19 protein-coding genes are annotated in these 21,132 nt (G+C 45.2%); 15 read left to right on the top strand and 4 right to left on the bottom strand.

The window, feature by feature from the left end:
• Positions 1-36 precede the first annotated feature (36 nt).
• Complete coding sequence (gene bshA, locus LZG74_RS17180) at positions 37-1,176, bottom strand: N-acetyl-alpha-D-glucosaminyl L-malate synthase BshA (RefSeq protein WP_233797764.1); 1,140 nt, start codon at positions 1,174-1,176, stop codon at positions 37-39.
• Between the two features lie 182 nt (positions 1,177-1,358).
• Between bshA and LZG74_RS17175 the strand changes: the two genes are divergently transcribed.
• The 11 genes from LZG74_RS17175 (at position 1,359) to LZG74_RS17125 (ending at position 13,461) form a co-directional block, all read left to right on the top strand.
• Positions 1,359-2,240 (top strand): geranylgeranylglycerol-phosphate geranylgeranyltransferase, encoded by an 882-nt coding sequence (locus LZG74_RS17175; protein WP_233797763.1) that lies wholly within the window; start codon positions 1,359-1,361, stop codon positions 2,238-2,240.
• A 101-nt stretch (positions 2,241-2,341) separates the two neighbouring features.
• Complete coding sequence (locus LZG74_RS17170) at positions 2,342-3,037, top strand: hypothetical protein (RefSeq protein ID WP_233797762.1); 696 nt, start codon at positions 2,342-2,344, stop codon at positions 3,035-3,037.
• 124 nt (positions 3,038-3,161) lie between these two features.
• The gene (gene purN, locus LZG74_RS17165) at positions 3,162-3,734 is read left to right on the top strand and encodes a phosphoribosylglycinamide formyltransferase (protein ID WP_233797761.1); all 573 of its coding nucleotides are present in this window, start codon (positions 3,162-3,164) and stop codon (positions 3,732-3,734) included.
• Positions 3,735-3,743: 9 nt separating this feature from the next.
• Entirely contained in the window at positions 3,744-4,673 is a 930-nt protein-coding gene (locus tag LZG74_RS17160; RefSeq protein ID WP_233797760.1) for a hypothetical protein, read from the top strand.
• A gap of 28 nt (positions 4,674-4,701) precedes the next feature.
• Positions 4,702-5,775, top strand: coding sequence for a hypothetical protein (locus LZG74_RS17155; protein WP_233797759.1), 1,074 nt, complete (start codon positions 4,702-4,704; stop codon positions 5,773-5,775).
• A 190-nt stretch (positions 5,776-5,965) separates the two neighbouring features.
• The gene (locus LZG74_RS17150; RefSeq protein ID WP_233797758.1) at positions 5,966-6,607 is read left to right on the top strand and encodes a porin family protein; all 642 of its coding nucleotides are present in this window, start codon (positions 5,966-5,968) and stop codon (positions 6,605-6,607) included.
• 145 nt (positions 6,608-6,752) lie between these two features.
• Positions 6,753-8,081 carry a DEAD/DEAH box helicase gene (locus LZG74_RS17145; RefSeq protein WP_233797757.1) on the top strand — a complete coding sequence of 443 codons (1,329 nt, stop codon included), beginning with the start codon at positions 6,753-6,755 and terminating at the stop codon, positions 8,079-8,081.
• A 59-nt stretch (positions 8,082-8,140) separates the two neighbouring features.
• Positions 8,141-9,925: an ABC transporter ATP-binding protein gene (locus LZG74_RS17140; protein WP_233797756.1), complete on the top strand. Its 1,785-nt coding sequence runs from the start codon at positions 8,141-8,143 to the stop codon at positions 9,923-9,925.
• 140 nt (positions 9,926-10,065) lie between these two features.
• On the top strand, positions 10,066-11,646 hold the full coding sequence (locus LZG74_RS17135) for a DUF4394 domain-containing protein (RefSeq protein ID WP_233797755.1): 1,581 nt from the start codon (positions 10,066-10,068) through the stop codon (positions 11,644-11,646).
• A gap of 277 nt (positions 11,647-11,923) precedes the next feature.
• Positions 11,924-12,622 (top strand): ferritin-like domain-containing protein, encoded by a 699-nt coding sequence (locus tag LZG74_RS17130; protein WP_233797754.1) that lies wholly within the window; start codon positions 11,924-11,926, stop codon positions 12,620-12,622.
• Between the two features lie 20 nt (positions 12,623-12,642).
• Positions 12,643-13,461: a ferritin-like domain-containing protein gene (locus LZG74_RS17125; RefSeq protein WP_233797753.1), complete on the top strand. Its 819-nt coding sequence runs from the start codon at positions 12,643-12,645 to the stop codon at positions 13,459-13,461.
• Between the two features lie 100 nt (positions 13,462-13,561).
• On the opposite strand, the gene hemA is transcribed toward LZG74_RS17125, so the two are convergent.
• Positions 13,562-14,824 (bottom strand): glutamyl-tRNA reductase, encoded by a 1,263-nt coding sequence (gene hemA, locus LZG74_RS17120; protein ID WP_026629936.1) that lies wholly within the window; start codon positions 14,822-14,824, stop codon positions 13,562-13,564.
• A gap of 205 nt (positions 14,825-15,029) precedes the next feature.
• Here hemA and LZG74_RS17115 point away from each other — a divergent pair, with 205 nt between their 5' ends.
• Positions 15,030-16,307, top strand: coding sequence for a PAS domain-containing sensor histidine kinase (locus tag LZG74_RS17115; RefSeq protein WP_233797752.1), 1,278 nt, complete (start codon positions 15,030-15,032; stop codon positions 16,305-16,307).
• Between the two features lie 9 nt (positions 16,308-16,316).
• Here the strand turns inward: LZG74_RS17115 and LZG74_RS17110 are convergent, their stop codons facing one another.
• Both LZG74_RS17110 and LZG74_RS17105 read right to left on the bottom strand, forming a co-directional pair.
• Positions 16,317-16,844, bottom strand: coding sequence for a hypothetical protein (locus LZG74_RS17110; protein WP_233797751.1), 528 nt, complete (start codon positions 16,842-16,844; stop codon positions 16,317-16,319).
• Between the two features lie 30 nt (positions 16,845-16,874).
• Positions 16,875-17,399, bottom strand: a complete 525-nt coding sequence (locus LZG74_RS17105) for a hypothetical protein (protein ID WP_233797750.1) — start codon at positions 17,397-17,399, stop codon at positions 16,875-16,877.
• A 38-nt stretch (positions 17,400-17,437) separates the two neighbouring features.
• Between LZG74_RS17105 and LZG74_RS17100 the strand changes: the two genes are divergently transcribed.
• The 3 genes from LZG74_RS17100 to LZG74_RS17090 all read left to right on the top strand — a co-directional run bounded on the left by LZG74_RS17100 (position 17,438) and on the right by LZG74_RS17090 (position 21,117).
• Positions 17,438-18,493 (top strand): acyl transferase, encoded by a 1,056-nt coding sequence (locus tag LZG74_RS17100; protein ID WP_233797749.1) that lies wholly within the window; start codon positions 17,438-17,440, stop codon positions 18,491-18,493.
• A gap of 238 nt (positions 18,494-18,731) precedes the next feature.
• Complete coding sequence (locus LZG74_RS17095) at positions 18,732-19,331, top strand: gluconate 2-dehydrogenase subunit 3 family protein (protein WP_233797748.1); 600 nt, start codon at positions 18,732-18,734, stop codon at positions 19,329-19,331.
• 67 nt (positions 19,332-19,398) lie between these two features.
• Entirely contained in the window at positions 19,399-21,117 is a 1,719-nt protein-coding gene (locus LZG74_RS17090) for an FAD-dependent oxidoreductase (RefSeq protein ID WP_233797747.1), read from the top strand.
• Positions 21,118-21,132 lie beyond the last annotated feature (15 nt).

The raw sequence follows: 21,132 nt of genomic DNA, 5'->3' as shown, positions 1-21,132 counted from the left end.
TTTGTGAATTTCGACCAGACCATAAAAATACCATACCTATATCGCTACTGCTTTGCTATTTTCGACAACTTTCTCATAATAAGCTTCATAATGAGGAAGTATCTTGGCTATATCAAAATCTTTTGCCCGCGCCAATGCGTTCGCTTTGAATGTGGGCAGATTCGCGTCATCCAGGATGTAAGCCGCATGCTTCACCATGTCATCCACATCGCCGACATCACTCAAAAATCCGGTAATGCCATGCAGGTTCAGTTCAGGAAGTCCTCCGGCATTCGACGTTATCAAGGGAACTTCGCAAGCCAGTGCTTCCAATGCTGCCAGGCCAAAACTTTCTGATTCAGAAGGCATTAAAAATAAATCAGCCACAGAAAGCACTTCTTCAATGGCGTCGAGCTTGCCTAAAAACCGGACATCCGAAAGCATATCCAGGTCTTTGCACATGCGTTCAATGCGTTGTCTGTCGGGACCATCGCCTACTAATAAAAGTTTGCTTGGCAATAACTTGCGCAGCTTTTCAAAAATCATGATCACATCATCAATCCGCTTCACTTTCCTGAAATTGGATGTATGTACGATCAGTTTTTCGTTATTCGGGCAGATGGCCAGTTTGAAATGCTCTTTTTTCTGACGGTTGAAACGATCCAGGTCAATAAAGTTAGGGATCACTTCAATGTCCTTTGTAATCGCAAAATGCGCGTAAGTATCTTTTTTCAACGATTCCGAAACAGCTGTTATGCCGTCCGACTGGTTAATACTGAACGTTACAACCGGCTCGTAGGATTCGTCTTTTCCTACCAATGTAATATCCGTTCCGTGCAATGTCGTTATCACCGGAATGTGAATGCCCTGCTGCGCTAGAATCTGTTTGGCCAGATACGCAGACGACGCATGCGGGATGGCATAATGCACGTGCAGCAGATCCAGATTAGCGCTTGCGGCTACATGGACCATTTCACTGGATAATGCGGATTCGTAAGGCGGGTATTGAAACAGCGGGTAAGCCGGGATATTTACTTCGTGATAGTAAAGATTTTCATTGAAGAAGTCGAGTCTTTGAGGCTGCGAATATGTAATAAAATGAACCTGATGTCCCACTTTCGCAAGTGCTTTGCCAAGTTCGGTAGCTACCACTCCGCTTCCACCGAAGGTAGGATAGCATACAATACCAATTTTCATAATGCTATTTAAAAAGTTGAAAGTCGCACTCGGGCGAGCTGCTGTAATAACAGATCTTTTAGCCTAACAACAAATGATCCATTTTTTATCCCCAAAATGGATAAAGATGTTGAGATTTGTCGTTAATGGGATAAAATGAATAATTTTATTCCCTAAACCTTCTGTTTCCAGAGTTAGCCTCCATGAATGTGTCTGCCAGACCAAAAATTACTTTATGGGATTACATTACCGGAAGTGCCCGTCTGGTCCGTATGACCAATCTGGTGATTGTGGTCGTAACGCAGTATTTTACACGCATTCTCCTCATAGGCCCCCGCGACGAATGGCGCAGCATCATCGCGAATGCGGATATGTTCTTCCTATCGCTTTCCACAGTCTGCATCGCCGCAGCAGGTTACATTATCAATGATTATTTTGATATAAAAATCGACATTGTAAACAAACCCGAACGCGTTGTCGTGGGGCGCTATCTGAAACGGCGCTGGGCAATGGGCGCGCATCAGATCCTTAATGTTTTAGGCGCAGTGTTGGGGCTTGTGGTCAGTCCTTATATATTTGTGATCAATGTTTTCTCAATTACATTACTCTGGTTTTATTCCGAGCGTTATAAGCGACTTCCTTTTATAGGCAACTTTATCGTTTCGCTGCTTACCGGTTTCTCGTTGCTGATCCTTACCGTTCATTTTCCGGCAAATCGGCATTTGGTGTTCATTTATGCGGCTTTCTCTTTCTTTATTTCCCTCGTCCGGGAAATTGTGAAGGACATGGAAGACATCAAGGGCGACGAAGCGCATGGCTGCCGCACATTGCCTATCATATGGGGCATCCGCCAGACGAAAAATTTCCTGTATGTGATTCTTTTAATGTTCGTTACCACTTTATTTGTGATGGCGCGGGCGCTGGACAATAATGTGCTGATCATCTTATTCTTCCTCCTTTTGATCCCTATTGCCCTGCTTACGGCAAGCCTGGCGCGGGCGGATACACGTCGTGATTTCAAGCGTATCAGCAGCCTGTGCAAGATCATTATGCTGCTTGGCCTCATTACGATGGCTTGGGCATAGCGCCTTACCGTAAAATCAATATTCCAAACAAAAAGTGTATTTCTGGCAGCGGGGACTATCTTTGTTTACCGCAAACTAAATCACGTATCCACGTTACATTCATGAAAAAACTGCTGTTGTGGAGCCTGCTGCTGCTCTTTTTTATCCAAACAAAATCCATTGCCCAGGACTGCGGCGGTCTTGTATTAAAGCAAGGCAGCGGATTTGAGATGATGAACTACGATGGGAAGGGAAAGGAAACTGGAAAGATCATTTACAAGATCCTGGACGTTTCGACAGAGGGCGCCTTTACGGTTTTCAACATTGAAATGGAGGCAATGAATCCCAAGGGCAAGTCGGAGCTGAAAAACGTTTATAAAATGAAATGCGACGGAAATGTGATCAGCATGGACGCCAAATCGCTCATCAGCCAGGAGCAGCTCAAATCATTCCAGAACATGGAAATGAAGTTTACCTACGAAAACATTGAATATCCAACCAAATACAATGTCGGGGATAAATTAAAAGATGCGTCTGTGAAAGGAAATGGTCAGTCGGGGCCTATGGCAGTGAATTTTGATATGATGATCAAAAACAGGAGCGTTACCGGCCAGGAAAAACTTACGCTGCCAGCCGGAACATTTGATGCCTACAAGATCAAATCAGATCTGAGTTTTGAAATGAGAATGGGCTTTCCTGTAAAAATGGAAATGGAAAGTATTTCCTACCGCGCACCCGGCGTTGCCTGGGATTTGAAAACGGAAACTTACCGTAAAGGCAAGCTGATCGGGCGCAGTGAACTCACTAAAATTTATTGAGACTCAAACATTTAACTTATTATTCTTTGGGTACGGCTTCCGGTCATCTACCGTGAGCCGTTCTTTTTATAAATTTGCCAAAGAATTTTGACACTACATTACGAATAATTAATTCTTGACGACAATGAAACGACTTGCCATCTTCGCCTCCGGATCCGGATCAAATGCGGAAAAAATCGCTGAATATTTTGCTGAGCGGCAAGATGTAGAAGTGTCACTGATTTTCACCAACAATCCTCAGGCCGGTGTAATCAAGAGGGCTTGTAAGTTGCAGATCCCCGTTGTTTTTTTTGATAAAAAGACATTCTACGACACACGCAAAGTGCTTCAAATTCTGCAAAATGAAAGAATTGACCTGGTCGTGCTTGCAGGTTTCATGTTACTAGTTCCTGCCTTGCTGGTGGAAGCTTTCCCCAACAAAATCATCAATATTCACCCCGCTTTACTCCCTAAGTATGGCGGGAAAGGCATGTACGGGCAGTTTGTTCACGAAGCGGTTGTGAACGCAAAAGAGTCAGAATCTGGCATTACGATCCATTATGTGAACGAAAATTATGACGAAGGAAACGTAATTTTCCAAGCCACCTGCCCCGTTGCTCATACCGACACTTCGGACGATGTGGCAAATAAGATCCATGCATTGGAACACGAAAATTACCCGCGCGTGATTGATGAGGTTCTTTATCAAAAGCGCTAGAAACTGCTCATGCTTTATTTCCTGCTGTCGGTCCTCTTCACCGTTGCCCTTTACCTGATCATGCGCGCGTTTCCGCGCTATAAAGTGCATTCTTTCCATGCAGTTGTGTTCAATTACTATGCATGCGTGCTTACCGGGCTGGTGCTTACGCCGGACTTGGGCCTGTTCAGGAATGTGATCTGGAATTCGGAAGGAACGCTGGTAACCCTTGCGTTGGGCGGAATGTTTGTGGTCACATTTATGCTGATAGGGCTTACTGCGCAAAAGGTGAGCGTCACCGCTACGTCGCTGGCTGGCAATATGTCGCTCGTTATCCCGGTGCTTTTTGGTCTGTTTGTATTTCAAAACAACAATAAGGAATTCACTGTCGTCAACTATGCCGGGCTTGTTATTGCACTTGCAGCACTAGCATTAGGCGCAATTCAGCAAAATAATAAAGATGCTGCCTCCGCTACAACCACCTCGTCTGCAAATTCGGTTTCAAGGGCGAGATTGTTGCTGATTCTTCCCCTGCTCACTTTTCTTGCCGCCGGAACCAACAACACATTGATCAATTACTTGTCGGTAAAGTATTATGCAGCCGGAGAAACCACGCTGTTTATGATTATTGCCTGCTCGGGGGCTATCCTTATCGGGTCAGTCATTTTGCTTTTCCGCGTTTTGGTTAATGGTGAGAAATTACATTGGCGGAGCATTTTGGGAGGATTCATTCTGGGAGTTCCTAATTTTCTTTCCCTTTATTTCCTGCTGCTCGCGCTTGCATCATTCAGCAACAGCGCCGCTTTCGTATTCCCGATCTACAACATTCTGACCATGCTGGTATCTGCGGGTGCCGCCTGGCTGATTTACCGCGAAAGACTGAACCAACTTAACAAATTTGGACTTCTATTGGCAGTCATTGCGATCATCATGATTTCCTATCAGGAGTTAGGCTTTTGATCGCAAATTTTTCCATAAAATTACCTACATGCCCGAAACTGCTATCTTACATATTAATGAGCGGAAAAATGTCTTGAATAAAAGACAGAAAGAGTTTAACCAGCTGTCCGAAAAAATAGAAGAACTGGATCGCCTGATCCCCGAGCTGGAAAGCGCTTATGACCAGATGATCCAGCGAATTCCCACGGATCTCGACCCATTGGTCAGAGAATATCAGGAATTCCGCGCGGAGATTGTTCACATTATGGACCGAACATATTCCGCCGATCTTTTCAGGAAAATTTACCAGGATAAGCTCGCTTACCTGATCACTGAAAGTGCTTATGACCTCATTGCACATTACGGGTTCGATGATTTGAAGCCGGTTTTCAATAAATACAGTGCGGTTGACATTGAAGTCCTGCTTGCAGCGGAAAGGGCAAAATCCGAAAAAATTACGGACCCGGCATTTTTGATAGAAAGTGAGTCTGCGCAGGAGCCCGTCGAGTACGAAAACTTCCATGACCTTCCCGAGGAAGAACGACAGCGCATTAAAGCCGAGCAACGCGAAGAACGGCTTAACAAGCGCATACTGGAAGCAAAACAAAACGCAGAACAGCAGAAAACGACGAAGTCGGTGCGGACCGTCTATATGGACCTGGTAAAGGCTTTTCACCCGGACCTGGAAAAGGACGAAGCGGAAAAATTGCGCAGAACGGACATTATGCAACAGGTGACGCAGGCATATCAGGAAAATAACTTGCTGAAACTTCTGAAATTACAGATCGCGCTGGATAGGATTGATCAGGATCAACTGGAAAATTTGAGTAAAAACCAGCTCAACTACTATAATAAGGTGCTTAAACAGCAAGTAGAGGAACTGGAACTTGTCAAAGAAGCCATTCAGAAGAAGATCTCAGCCGTTTGCGGATTGCCATTCCAGCATGCCAATTCTCTTACGACCGTAATCGTCAAGTTCAATACCAATGTGAATGAGATGAAAGCGGAGATAAAAAACATCCGTAATGTGATCAAAAACTGGAAGGTGCCTTCACAGCTTAAAGCCTATCTGAAAACCTATCAGATACCTGGCCAGTCTTTCCTTGATGAAGAAGAAGACTAATAAGTGAATCAGCCGATTTTTGAGGGTAACGTATACAGTTGTAGAGGTAATTCCCCGGTTCAGAGTTTAGTCTAAATATAAATATACGAACATTGCGCTTGCAATGAGCACATTGACTAGCGGGCGTTTTTTCATTCGTGTTGGTACATGTTTTGTTGTTTTGCAGCGAATGTATATTTAACCTACTCAGATGAAAAATTGTATTATTCTATTACTTGCGGTTACATTGTTTGTAACGCAGGCACAAGCACAAGAGAATGTTTCCATTGGACCTATTGTTGGGGTTTCCATCGCTAATTTCAGGGGAGACGTGGCTAATACGGACTGGAAACCGGGCATAACGGTCGGTGGTTTCTACAATTACAGTTCAGAATCCGGCTTTGGATTTAGCGGACAGCTCTTGTTTACGCAGATGGGCGCTCAGAACAACAACAAGACAAATGAGCTTAACCTGAACTACATTCAGGCTCCGTTGCTGGCAACATTTTTCTTCGGACAGTATGGTGACAAAGTTCGCCCGAAAATTTTCCTGGGACCAAGCCTTAACTTTCTAGTAGGCGCACGGGACAAAGACGGAAACAACCTGAATGGCGATTCCAACAACCGCGTTTATTCTCCATTTGACCTTGGGTTGACTTTGGGAGCAGGAATTAACATTCGCCTGCAGGAAAAAATCTGGCTGAACCTGGACGCACGTTATGGATTAGGCCTTATTGATGTAACCAAAGATGGCAACACCAATGTGAAGAACCAAAATTTCGGAATCAATGCTGGCCTTAGCTTTCCGCTAGGAACTTACAACAGCAACACCGGCAGATTGAGGACGCGCTAACTAGCCAAGCTACTTAGCAATATTTAGAAGAACCAGATGCGATCATCCATCTGGTTCTTTTTTTGGCGTTGCCCTTTATACCGGCAAATGATGCCGCGCTAACCGCAGATTAGGCGTAACTTTGTGCTTTATTATAATCATTGTTATGACTTTTGAAGAATTAAATCTCACCAAACCTCTATTACAGGCCCTCGCTGATCTGAATTACGAAACGCCGACAACGATCCAGCATAAGGTTTTTTCAGTAATGATGTCTGGGAAAGATGTATGCGGGATTGCGCAAACCGGAACTGGAAAGACTTTTGCCTATCTGCTTCCTACCCTCCGGCAAATCGAGTTTTCCAAAGATCGCCTCCCACAATTGCTGATCCTGGTTCCTACCCGCGAGCTTGTGGTGCAAGTGGTGGAAGAGGTGAAAAAACTGAGCGCATACCTGACATTGCAGGTCGTAGGGGCATATGGCGGTGGCAATATTAAAGTACAAATGGCTGAGCTGAAAAACGGGGCAGACGTAGTTGTCGCTACACCGGGCCGGCTTTTCGACCTGGCATTGAATGGCTCGCTCAAAACAAAAGCAATTAAGAAACTGGTGATTGATGAAGTGGACGAAATGCTCAACCTGGGCTTTCGTACGCAGCTAAAAAATATTCTTGACCTCCTGCCGCAAAAACGCCAGAACCTGCTCTTTTCCGCGACATTAACGCCGGAGGTTGAAGCATTAATGCAGACTTACTTTAATAACCCGGTAAGAATTGAAGCAGCACCCGTGGGCACACCATTGGAAAACATTGAACAGAAAGCATATTACGTTCCGAACTTTTATACCAAAGTAAACCTGCTGGATCTGCTGCTGGAAGAAAACCCGGATATGACCAAGGTGCTGGTGTTTGTCGCGACTAAAAAGCTGGCCGACCAGCTCTTCGGACAACTGGAAATGGGTTACCTGAACAAGATAGGTGTCATCCACTCCAACAAGGAACAAAATCACAGATTTAACACTGTTAAGCAATTTCACGAAGGTAATTATCGCGTTCTGATCGCCACAGACATCATTGCGCGTGGATTGGACGTTGCAGAAGTTTCCCACGTTTTCAATTTTGACATTCCGGAAATCCCTGAAAATTACATTCATCGCATCGGCCGGACTGGTCGCGCGGATAAAAAAGGCGTAGCCATTTCCTTTATTACAGAAGGTGAAAAAGAACGCCAGGAGCAGATCGAGGAGTTGATGAATTACCAGATCCCGATCGCAGATCTTCCCGAAAACCTTAAAATATCAGAAATCCTTACGCCGGATGAAGAGCCGCAGATCTACATGAAGAGCATTGATGTGAAGCTGCCCAAAAGAGAAGCAGGCGGCGGTGCATTTCACGAAAAGATAGATAAGAATAAGAAGGTAAACGTCAGAAGAAATCACGCGCAGGAAAAAATGCAGAAATACGGACGCCCTATCAAGCGCTCCGGCAAAAAGTAGGGCATAGTTATTGGGATAACTCCTGAAATGAATCTAATTAGCTTCCCCGAACATTCACTATGAGTATCTGGCAAATATTCCAGCGCCTGCAGCCTTACGTAAAGCCGTATAACAAACAAATCGTTTTCGCGCTCTTCCTTACACTGCTTGGCGCGGTGACTGCCCAGGTTAACCCCTGGGTTTTGCGTTATACAGTGGATTCCGTGCAGGCAATGCTCGACAGAAACTGGGGCATCATTCAAGGTAAGGATTTGCTGATCAAGATTTCCCTCATTCTTTTTGTAAAGGAAATTGTTAACTCGCTCATCGTTTTTGGCCAGCGTTATTTTGGTGAAAAAATCAGGATTAAGGTGTCCAGCGATCTCGCTCAGGAAGCCATCAGCAGAATCCTCACCTATAACCTCGCCTTTTACAGCGACAATGACAATCAGAAAGGTAAGCTGCAAACCCGCATAGACCGTGGTGTGGAAAGCCTTACCAAACTGATTCAGAACTTTTTTATTGACATTCTCCCGCTTTTTGCCAATTCCATCGTTGCGCTTGCGATCATGTTCTCTGCCAATTTTTATGTCGGAGCGATTGCCCTTGCGATCTTACCGGTTTACTTCTGGATCAGTTACAAGCAGGCGGGCGAATTGCAGGGCGTAAGGCGCAAACTGAAAAGGCAACGAGAGAATAAAAGCAGCGGACTGATCAACCTGATCGAGTCTATCATTGTTATCAAATCATTTGTAAGGGAAATATTTGAGGGGCAAAAGCAGTATCAGACGCAGATGGAGCTAATGGAGACGCAGCTCAAAACGCGCCGCACCAACTTTGCCTACGACGGCATTAAAAGCTTTATCGAGCAAATCGGCGTCGTGCTGATTATCATTCTTACGGCCTATCTTGTGCTGGATCAGCAAATGTCCATCGGGGCGATTATGTTCCATATCCTGCTTTTCAATAATGTGTCCGCCCCTATCCGCCAGCTGCACCGGATCTACGACGAGATGAACGACGCATTGACCTATTCCGAAGGCTTTTTTGAAATACTGGACGCCGATAATGCAGTTGAACAAAGTGGAAAGGTTATTCCCGAGACGATCCGCGGCGATTATGCCTTGAACGATGTTTCCTTTACTTATCCGAATGGCACCAAAGCATTGTTTAATATTGATGTCAACATTAAATCCGGGCAAACGACTGCGCTGGTTGGGTTGTCGGGAGCTGGAAAAAGCACATTGATCAACTTACTCATTGGTTTTTATGCGCCGGATTCCGGCACGCTTACGCTGGACGGGCGTCCTCTGGAAGATTATGATCTGCCTGCATTGCGTAACTCCATCGGAATGGTTTTACAGAAAAACCACATTTTTAAAGGGTCTATTGCGGAAAATATCCGTTACGGGCAAATGAACGCAACCCAGGACGAGTTGATCGCCGCAGCGCGAAAAGCATATCTGCACGATCAGATTATGGAGTTGCCTGCGCAATACGAAACCGACGCGCAAATGCTTTCAGGCGGTCAGCAGCAACGCATTGCCATTGCACGACTTTTTCTGAAAAATCCACCCGTCATTTTCCTCGACGAACCCACAGCCAGCCTTGACGCCATCGCAACCGAGCAGATTAAAAACAGTTTGGATGCCATTAAAGAAGGCAGGACAGTTGTCATCATTTCGCATAGCCTTTCCCAGATCCTGGATTCGGATCAGATTTATGTCATGAAAAAAGGACGCATCGCAGAGTTCGGGACGCACGCCGAACTGTATGAAAAAGAGGGCGTTTACAGGGAAATATTTGACGCTTCGGCCAGAAGCCTCAACCTGGATAAGATGATCGGCATGATGTCCAAAGAATAACCAGTCTGCTCCACCCGCATTAAAAAACCATTAAATTGAACCGCATACGCATTAAAAATTAATTAAATGCGATTGATCTAAATCGGGTTGAGGGTCGTATGTGGTGTGTCAAATTACTTGTCACACTCAACCCAAATGGTATGAACATCTCTAAAATTTTGCGATCCGTCTCGGGCAGTTCGCTGCTTCTCGCTGGTCTGGTCTTCGTCAATCAGGCATGTACGGAACAAACCCAACTTGATAGCCAGCCGGTGCCGCTGGTGAGCGCTCCTAACCAGATTTTTTACGCATTAACAAGCGACAACAAGATTTATGAATTAAATGTACAAAACCCAGGTACGCCCATCCGCACACTTACGATTTCCGCAGGATTAGAGCCGGATGAAAAATTATTGAGCATTGATTTCCGCCCTGCAACAGGCCAGCTTTATGCAGTAGGAAACAAAAATCACATCTACACCGTCAATCTCCGCTCCGACATTAATCCGGGAAGAGTTACAGTTATTAGCCCTGTTCCATTTAATCCTGGCATTTCGGGCCCGGAAGTGGTTGGTTTCGACTTCAACCCAACTGTTGACCGCATCAGACTGGTTACAAACACAGCGCAAAATTTACGTTTACACCCTGAAACCAACGCATTAGCTGCGCTTGATGGTTATCTGAAAGGTTATAATGATGTGAAAGTGGCTGCTGCTGCCTATACAAACAATGTTGCCGGTTCAACAACTACACAACTTTACGACATTGATCCGGACGTTGATAAACTTTTCCTGCAAATGCCTCCTAATGACGGCGTTTTGAAAGAAGTCGGCCCGTTGGGAACGGACATTCAGGATGTAGGCGGGTTTGATATTTCTTCTGTTAATAACTACGCGATTGCATCCGTAAAGGTGAACAACATCTGGGAACTTGCCGAAATTAATCTTTCGACAGGTGCACTTTCAAAAATCGGCAATCTGCCTGCTGGCAAGATCATTGGCGTTGCCATTCCTACCAGCCCGGTTGCTTATGCGGTTGATGCTTCCAACAAGCTGCTGATCTTCAACCCGATGAACGCCGGAACACGCATCGAAAAAGCGATTACAGGCTTGCCAATGGGCGTTAACATCGAAGGAATCGATTTCCGTCCTGCGGATGGTCGCTTGCACGCACTGGGTTCTGATGGAAAACTGTACGGACTTGATCTGGCATCAGCTGCTGCAAAAGCGCTTCCTCCATTGCATTATCTTGGTGATCCTAACTTTAAAGTAATGGGTACAAGCTTCGGTTTCGACTTCAACCCTGTTGCTGACAGGCTGCGCATCGTGAGCAACACGGGACAAAATCTGCGTATCAATGTTACCAGCGGCATTACACTGCTTGACGGACCATTGAAATTGGTGCCGGGACCTGGCACGCCATTCGTGAATGCTGCGGCTTATACAAACAGCTTTGCAGGCACAACCAGCACGGTGCTATATGATATCGACAGCGAGTCGAATTCATTATTCAAACAAAATCCACCAAATGACGGCGGTCTCGAAAAAATCGGTGCGTTGGGCATTGATATCGATGCAGCCAGCGGATTTGATATCGGTGGCACTACGGGCATGGCGTACGCTTTGCTTACGGTTGGCGGAAACACCGGACTATACTCCATTAACCTGACCACCGGAAGCGCAACGAAAGTTTCGGATTTCGCAGGATCTGTAAAAGGATTTGCATTAGGCTTTGGGTTGTAATCAAGCATGGTAGAAAAGGGCGCTATTTAGTCATAGCGCCCTTTTTTTTATTTATTTTAAAGAATTTCAAAAATATTTTTAAGTAAATAATACAATGTTTACACCAAATATCCTTCGTTTAAATTGGATTAATACAAAATCAAAAAATAGTATTCCTAAAAGTTGCAAGATAATTCCCTGATACTTAATCCATAAAGATTTATACAGCGTAAGTCTGCCAGGACCAGGATGGAAATTCTGAAATGGTTCACAATAAACTTCAAACACTTTCCTGATTATGAAACAAACATTAACTCAAATTTCTGAACCTTCTGAGGGCGCAATGCTATCAAAAGTGGGCAGACGTTACTTCCTGAGATCTGCGGGCGTTGCCGCTGCCACGGGAGCATTCATCCTTGGTGCCTGCACAGAGCAGGATCTGGCATCCGACGATACTGTAAACCTTGGAACTGGTGATCTTGGTATCCTGAACTATGCGTATGCATTGGAACAGCTTGAAGCTGCATTCTACACGCAAGTAATGATGACTCCTTATCTGAACATGACAGATATGGAAAAATGGATCCTTACCGACATTCGTGATCACGAAATTATCCACAGAGAATTTTTCAAAACAGCACTAGGCAGCAACGCTATCAAAGGCCTTACTCCTAATTTTTCTGCTATTGACTTTGCTGACCGCAAAAGTGTACTTGGCGCTGCAAAATTGTTTGAAGATACTGGCGTAGCTGCTTACAACGGCGCTGGCAAGCTGATTAAGGACGTTAATTATCTGCTTGTTGCTGGTAAGATCGTATCTGTTGAAGCAAGACACGCTTCTGCAATCGCCGATTTGATCAACCCGAATGCATTGGAATTCGCAGGTGGACAGATCAACAATATGGGCTTGGAAAATGCTTATTCTCCGTCCGTAATTTTGAGCGGTGTTGCACCATTTATTATGGATAAAATCAGTGGAAAAGATCTGCCACGCTAACTTTTAAAAAACTTACTGACATGAATATTTTTAGAATACTAGACAGCATTCAACAAGTTGACGGTGATGCAGCAGGACGTCTAGCGCACTCTACCCGTCGCATGTTTATGAATCGTGTAGGCAGCACACTCGCTTCGGCAGCTGTCCCAACCGTTTTCGCTTCCATTGTAAATAAGGCATATGCCGCTACGCCATCTGTAACAGATATACTTAATTTCGCTCTGACGCTGGAATATCTTGAAGAGACATTCTACTTCCAGGCAAACAGAATGACCAATTTCATTCCTGCGGAATACACATTGGTTTTCTCACAAATCGAAAGACACGAAACACAACACGTTGAATTCCTCAAATCTGCTTTGGGAAGTGCTGCTGTTGACCGTCCTCAGTTTGACTTCACATATGGTGGAGCTTTCCCAGATGCATGGACTAACTTCATGACATTCATCACGATCTCATCTGCTTTGGAAGACACGGGTGTACGTGCTTACAAAGGACAGGCAGGAAACCTGATCGGTTCTCCTCAGATCCTTGAATATGCATTGCAGGTTCACTCGGTAGAGGCGCGTCACGCTTCACTGGTAAGAAGAATCATCGGTCACCTGAAAAAGGATCCAATGATGAAAGGGTGGATTACACAAGATAAAGGTTTCCCGGAAGCAGTTTATAAAGGCGCAACGCCTGAGTCTAACACAGTTCACGCTGGTTTGGACGCTGCTACGCTACCAGGTGTTGTGGGCATCAGCAGAGACGCTGTAACAGAATCATTTGACGAACCTTTGACTATGGAAGAGGTTTTGGCAATAGCAGGACCATTTATCAAGAAAATGGGAATGTAATAAGAAACAATTAATTATTGTGGAGGGTAAGGTAATACATAAGAAAGGATGGCAAATGCCATCCTTTCTTTTTGATATATATAAAAATATAGAATCTTGATTAATGCTTTTCCGCTTGTTTTTCCAGATTGAAGAGGTCATTCAACACATCGATGAGCGTTTCTGCTTCTCCTCTTTTGCAGGCTGCTTTCAATTGAAGCACAGGAAGTTTGAGGATTTTCTGCATCATGCTGGTTGTGATGCGTTCCACTTTTTCAAGTTCCGAATCCGTCAGGTTTTTGGTAAAACGCGTCAGTTCTTCTTTTCTGATCTGTTCCAAAGCCCCTTTCAGTTTCTGAATGGTTGGTGACACCACCATTTCTTTGGACCAGTCGTTGAATTCAATAACGGCTTCATCAATGATCTCACGCACATGCGGCACGGCTTCCAGGCGGCGGTGCAATGCCTGATCCGCTTTGGAACGGATGGAATCAATTGTATAAAGCATTACGCCAGGAATTTCCTCTACTTCCGGGGAAACGCTGCGTGGTACGGAAAGATCAATGAAATATTTGAAAGACATTCCGCGCAAGCGAACCATCATTTCCTTGGTAAAGAAAGGATCATCGCGAACGATGGAAGAAACAATGATATCCGCTCTGGAAATCTCGCCTTCAATGTCAGAAAAGTCTGCTACGCGGAAACCGAGCTCCTCAGCCAGCTTATCCGACTTATCCCTTGACCGGTTTACGATGGTAACCTCGGCAGTTCCTTTTTTCTGGGCCAGGTTACGGCAAACATCCGCTCCTATCTCGCCCAATCCCACGATTAGCACTTTCGGATTTGGCATTAATCCTTCCAGCAATTCTACGGCTGCATAAGAAATAGAAGCAGCTCCATCCCGGAAGAAAGTCTCCTGCGCTACGCGCTTATTGGCAAAGAAAATGGTATGTAAAAGTCTGTGTAAGAACGGCCCGGCCATATTAAGGTCTGCCGACCACTGATATGCATGTTTGATCTGATTTGGAATCTGCATATCGCCCACAACCTGCGATTGCAAGCCGGTAGCAACCTGAAATAAATGCTGCACTGCACTCTCTCCCGCTGAAAAGCGCTCAAAATAGGATTTGAACGATTCAATGTCAGCAACGCCCTTTTGGATCAGGAGCATTTTGATGATCTCCTCATTCAGGTCCGTTGCGGCGGAATAGTATATTTCGGTGCGGTTGCAGGTGGAGACAACAAGGACATCGGAAACATCAAAGAAATCTTTCAGCCTGAGCATCATGCTTTTCGCCTCCGCCTCATTCAATGCAAGCTGTTCTCTGATCGCCAGAGTCGCATTCCGATGTGATAAACTTATTGATTTGAACTGATTATACATCACTGGTTCTTATTCGGTACACAAAAGTACGGCACAAAACTTACAATAGGAACGTGTGTAAAGCACCGGAAGTTTATTTAGAAATCTTACAAATAACAATCGCCTGCAAACACCGATTTCTTTCGTTACAGGCCACTAAGCACGAATATTTTACGTTATTTACAGGATATAACATTAACTGCGGGAAATGCGTGCCCGCCCATGAATGATTAGCGAAACTCCAAAACAAAAGCCTCGTTTTCGACTGCATCCCGTTGCCATTCTCAACAGCCAGCGCCTGCGCCGCTCTCTGATGGACACGTATGATCAGAAAAGCTTTTATAAATACATTATTGGCATTATCCTGCTTTTGCTCAGCATCGGATCATTATTTTATACTGATAAACTGGTGGAAGAGCTTGAACAACGGGAAGAACGCGAAGTGCAGCTTTATGCGGAAGGAATGCGATATGTGTTCAACAGCCCTTTTGACGAGAACTTCAATGTGGTGTTCCAGGTGATCCAGGATGCGGTGAATTTTTACCAGATCCCGGTTATTTATGTCAATGAAAATAATCTGCCCAATCCCAACAAGAATATTGAATTCCCGAAAAATGCCGGCCCTGCCGAGCGCGAGCGCATTATTCAGGATAAGCTGGCTGAAATGAAACTGGAACATCCGCCGATCCCGGTTGATTTGGGCAAGGGTCGGACTGGGAATATCTATTATAGTAATTCATTCCTGCTTACACAGCTACGTTACTACCCGTTTTTGCAGCTTTCGGTCATGCTTTTGATTGGTTATCTGGCTTATCTGGCGTTCAGTTCGGCCCGAAAAGCGGAGCAAAACCGTGTTTGGGTTGGTTTGGCCAAAGAAACGGCGCATCAGTTAGGAACGCCACTTTCGTCATTAATGGCCTGGGTGGAATATTTCCGGAGCGATCCCAGCATTGATCCGTCCATCGCAGAAGAAATAGAAAAAGATGTGATCCGGCTCGAAATGATTACTACGCGCTTTTCAAACATTGGTTCGGTGCCCACTTTGAAGGAAGAGCCTGTTACCGAGATCGTGACGAATTTTATCAGTTACCTGGAAAAACGTGTTTCTTCGAAAGTGAAATTTTCGGTCTTCAACCAGCTCGCGGATGAGCAGACGGCATTAATAAATAAAAACCTGTTTGAATGGGTGATTGAGAATGTCTGCAAAAATGCTGTGGATGCGATGGGTGGGATCGGCGAGATTAATGTTACACTTCAGGCACCGCCTAACACCAAAGAAATCTGGATTGATATTGCAGATACAGGAAAAGGAATGAGCAAGGCCAATATGAACAAGATTTTCAATCCCGGATTCAGCACGAAGAAACGCGGCTGGGGATTGGGATTGACATTAGCCAAAAGGATTATTGAAAACTACCATTCGGGCAAGCTCTTTGTCAAAAGCTCCGAAATAGGTCGGGGAACAACTTTCCGTATCCTGTTGAATGCAAATATTATTGAGTAGCGAGAGCTTTTATCTATAACCGGGAACAGTGACAATGTCCGTTTCGACCTGGTTGCTGTAATGCAATGCCCTGTCGCGTATCCGGACCTTGTATTTTTGCTCAATATCAATGGAGGAATTCCCATAAGGTCTCTTCAGCTCATAATCGAGCTTACCTTTTATAGGGCCTGTCCTACCGTCGGGTTTAAGGATAGGCATCCACATAACAGAATCACTGGACAGAATACGCTCATCCCAGGAGCCATCGGTATTTTTGGTAAGCGTTATAAGTTCATAATTACCACGCTTGCCATATACGGAATTGAAGTTTTCGTCAGAACGTTCATCCGCCGTCGCTCCCAGATCTCCGTCCTTATCTTCAAAAGTGACTGTAATCACCACATTCTCCCGCAGCTTCTTGCCTGTCACAGGATCTGTCTCCGTGGATTGATCAATGGACGCATATTCGATTCTGGGGACCGAATCGAAATCCGGCGCAGGCACGCAAGCGGTGAATGAGGCTGATATACAGAGAAATAATGCGCTGGAAACTTTCATAATCAATCTGTTGAAGGGTGTGAACAATGCTTAACGGTAACCTGGGACCTGAATGCTGTCTGTCTGGATCTGGTCGCTGACATTCAATGCCCGGTCACGGATACGCACTTTAAATCTCACATAAACCGGAACCGTGCTGTTACCATATAGAAAGCTTGTATTCAAGTCTAACTTTCCTTTGATAGGACCTGGCTTGCCGTCAGGTTTCAAGATAGGCATCCATTTGTATTGATCCTCGGCAAGAATAGACTCAGTCCATTTGCCGTCGGATCCTTTTCTTGCCGTGACAAGCTCATAGTTACCCCATTTTCCGTAAGGCCTTACAAAGGACGAATCCGAACGTTCATCAGCGGAAGCGCCCAGGTCACCGTCACCGTCTTCAAAATCGATGGTAATGATCACATTTTCGCGAACTTTCTTGTCGGCAGAATCAGTTTCTGTAAACTGATCGATACCATTATAATATATTTTGGGTGTGTTATCAAAGTCCGGGATATCCACGCAGCCTAATGCTCCTGCTGCCAAAATGATGAATAGGGAAACTTTCAATTGCATATTAGCTTTGTATTTATATTTCTACGAAAGTAACAGTATTGGAACTTCAAAACAACAAATCTCAAACCGAAAAACGGCAGGCACTGCGTGAGCAGATCCTAGCTTTACAACCTGCTAATTTCGAGCGCCTTACACTGGAAATTTTCCGCTATCAGGCAGCATACAACCCGGTTTACAATCAGTATATCAAAAATCTGAACATTATCCCGGAGCATATAACCCGCCTGACCCAGATTCCGTTTTTGCCCGTCCAGTTTTTTAAAAACCACATTATCCAAAGCGGCGACCTGCCAGCGGCTACCGCTATTTTTCAAAGCAGCGGAACAACCGGCCAACAAACAAGCCAGCACCATTTGTTCGACGGGACATTATATAAGGACGTCTCCGCTCGTATTTTTCGGGAAAATTTTGGTGACCTGAAACAGTTCCATATTCTGGCGCTGCTTCCATCATATCTTGAACGAAACAACTCTTCGCTGGTGTATATGATGCAACATTTTATTGAGGAAAGCGGGTCAGATTTGTCCGGTTTTTATCTTAAAAATGTGGATGAACTGCTTCAAACGCTCACTTTTCTTGCAAACAACCCCGATGGAAAGAAGGTCCTCATGCTGGGTGTAACATTTGCCCTGCTGGACCTGGCCGAGAGCGACCACGATCTCTCGTTTTTAGCCAAGATCAAAGAACTTACGGTAATGGATACTGGCGGCATGAAAGGACGCCGGCAGGAGCTTTTAAGAGAAGAAGTGCATGACATTCTTACGGGCAGACTTGGGGTTGACAAAATCCATTCTGAATACGGCATGACCGAAATGCTTTCGCAAGGCTATTCACACGGAGCCGGGCTGCTCATGCCAGGATTTTCAATGCGCATTTTGCTGCGTGATATCAATGATCCTTTTGCGATTTACGATCACAATATCAACAGTTCCAAAACCGGCGGCATTAACATTATCGACCTGGCCAACCTGGATAGCTGCTCATTCATAGAAACCCAGGACCTCGGCAGATTCGGTGAAAAGGAAGGCTCGTTTTATGTCATGGGCCGCTTTGATAATTCTGACATCCGGGGTTGCAATTTAATGGTAATGTAAGTCGTTCATTGTTGCGGCAACCAAAATTGACCATGCTAAGAAAGTACACATTAATGCGTTTTTAATATCGCCGTACGCATTGACAGTGAGTTACATAACCTTTGTTTACATTATATAGAATTGTTCTAAGAACCCGTAAACAGAGAATATTTCATAAATTAGCAGGCTTTTTAAAATTGCATTAATCAAATGTATTATTACATTTTGGATTGTTAACCTATCATATAAAGTATATCAAATGAAAAGACGTGATGCCCTTGGTCGTGTGGCACTTTTAATGGGTGGTGCACTCTCAGCCCCCACCATGCTGGCTTTTCTCGAAAGCTGCAAAAAAGCTTCTGATACTGCTACCGGGATTACTTTTCCGTTTACCCCGGAAAGACAGGCGCTGGTTGCGGAGGTTAGTGAGATGATCATCCCAAAAACAGACACCCCGGGAGCAAAGGATGCGAAAGTCGGTGAGTTTATCGAAAAAATGATGAAGGATTGCTATTCCGAGCCTGAGCAGAAAAGCTTTAACAAAGGATTGGAAGAGCTCGAAAAGAAGGATTTCATGAAGGCAACGCCACAAGACAGAACGGCAATACTGACCGAAATGGAAAAAGCGTCGAAAGCAGATCAGGCCAAGGCCGACACGGAAAAGAAAAAGTATACAGAAGCCGGAAAAGAATACACGGATGCACCGGTTCCATTCTTCCGTTTGTTGAAGGAGCTTACCTTACTGGGTTATTTCACATCCGAACAAGGCGCAACACAAGCACTTGAATATGTGGCAGTTCCGGGTCGCTACGATGGATGCATCGATTACAAGCCGGGACAAAAAGCGTGGGCCTTGTAAGCACCGCATTTCCAGAATTTATCAGGCCGGCATCTGGCCAAGTCATTAATATCGAAAAACATTCATCATGAATTTAAACATAAAGGCAGCGAAACAAACCACTTACGACGCAATCGTGGTTGGATCGGGAATCAGCGGCGGCTGGGCAGCTAAAGAATTGACAGAAAAAGGCTTGAAAGTGGTCATGCTCGAAAGAGGCCGTGATATCAAGCACATTACCGATTACAAAACAGCAACGCTTGCCCCCTGGGAATTTGAACACAGAGGCCGCGTTACCACCATTGCCAAAGAGCAATATTGGGCAGGGATCAGGACAGGTTATACAGCCAACGAAGAATGGGCATATCTGTTTGAAAACGATAAAGAGAACCAATACGAAGAAACCCGCAAATTCGACTGGATCCGTGCCTATCACGTAGGCGGACGCTCGCTGCTGTGGGGACGCCAAAGCTATCGCCTCAATCCAATGGATTTCGAAGCGAATGCCAAAGACGGCATCGCGGTAGACTGGCCGATCCGTTACAAAGACATTGCTCCGTGGTATGATTACGTGGAGAAATTCGCGGGAATCAGCGGCGCAAAGGACGGACTGGATGTGTTGCCGGATGGCAATTACCTGCCTCCTATGCAAATGAACTGCGTTGAAAAGCACGTAAAAGGAGAAGTAGAGAAGAAATTTGCAGGCCGCCACATCATTATGGGCCGCGCTGCGCACCTTACCCAGCCACAAGCTTTCCATACAGAACTGGGACGTGCTGCTTGTCAGTTCCGTAATATGTGTATGCGCGGGTGCCCTTATGGAGCCTATTTCAGCACACAATCGGCAACGCTTCCAGCTGCTCAGAGAACAGGTAACCTTACATTAGTGCCTGATTCTATCGTTTCAGAAGTGATCTACGATGATAAATTAGGCAAAGTAACAGGTGTTCGTGTGATCAACCAGAACACATTGGAAACCAAGGAATATTATGCGAAGATCATTTTCATGAACGCTTCGGCTATTGCTTCGGCTTCTATATTAATGAACTCGAAGTCGAAACGTTTCCCGAATGGTCTGGGAAATGAAAGTGACCAGCTGGGACGTAACATTATGGACCATCACCTGGCAGTTGGCGCGAGAGCGGATGTGGATGGATTTGAAGACAAATATTATTTCGGAAGACGTGCAAACGGAATCTATATCCCACGTTACCGCAACTGGGGCGACGACAAGCGCGATTACATTCGTGGCTTTGGTTACCAGGGAGGCGCAAGCCGCGAAAGCTGGGGACGCGGCGTCGGAACGGACGGCTTCGGTGCTGATTTCAAAAAATCGCTCTCAGAGCCAGGCGGATGGAATATGAACATTCAGGGCTTTGGTGAGATGATCGCGGATGAAAAAAACCGCTTCACATTGCACCCGACCAAGAAAGATAAATGGGGTCTTCCGCTTGTGGTTTTTGATGCAGCTTACGGTGAAAACGAGCGGAAAATGCGCGTTGACATGATGAATGATGCAGCGGAAATGCTGGAAGCAGCAGGTCTGAAAAACGTTACACCATACATTGACGATTCCAAACACCCGGGCATTGGTATCCACGAAATGGGCACAGCCAGAATGGGTAATGATCCGAAAACCTCTGTTTTGAATAAGAACAATCAGGTTTGGGGCGCAGAGAATGTGTACGTAACAGACGGCGCATTCATGACTTCCGCATCTTGCGTGAACCCGTCGCTTACCTACATGGCTATGACCGCACGCGCGGCCGACCATGCCGTGAAAGAGCTTAAAAAGATGAATGTTTAGTTAAGCACATTTTAA

Origin of the sequence: Dyadobacter sp. CY327 (genome assembly GCF_021390415.1) — a bacterium.
Taxonomy (GTDB): domain Bacteria; phylum Bacteroidota; class Bacteroidia; order Cytophagales; family Spirosomataceae; genus Dyadobacter; species Dyadobacter chenhuakuii.
The sequence above is the reverse complement of the archived record's forward strand: the minus strand, read 5'-3'. Positions and strand labels throughout refer to the sequence as shown.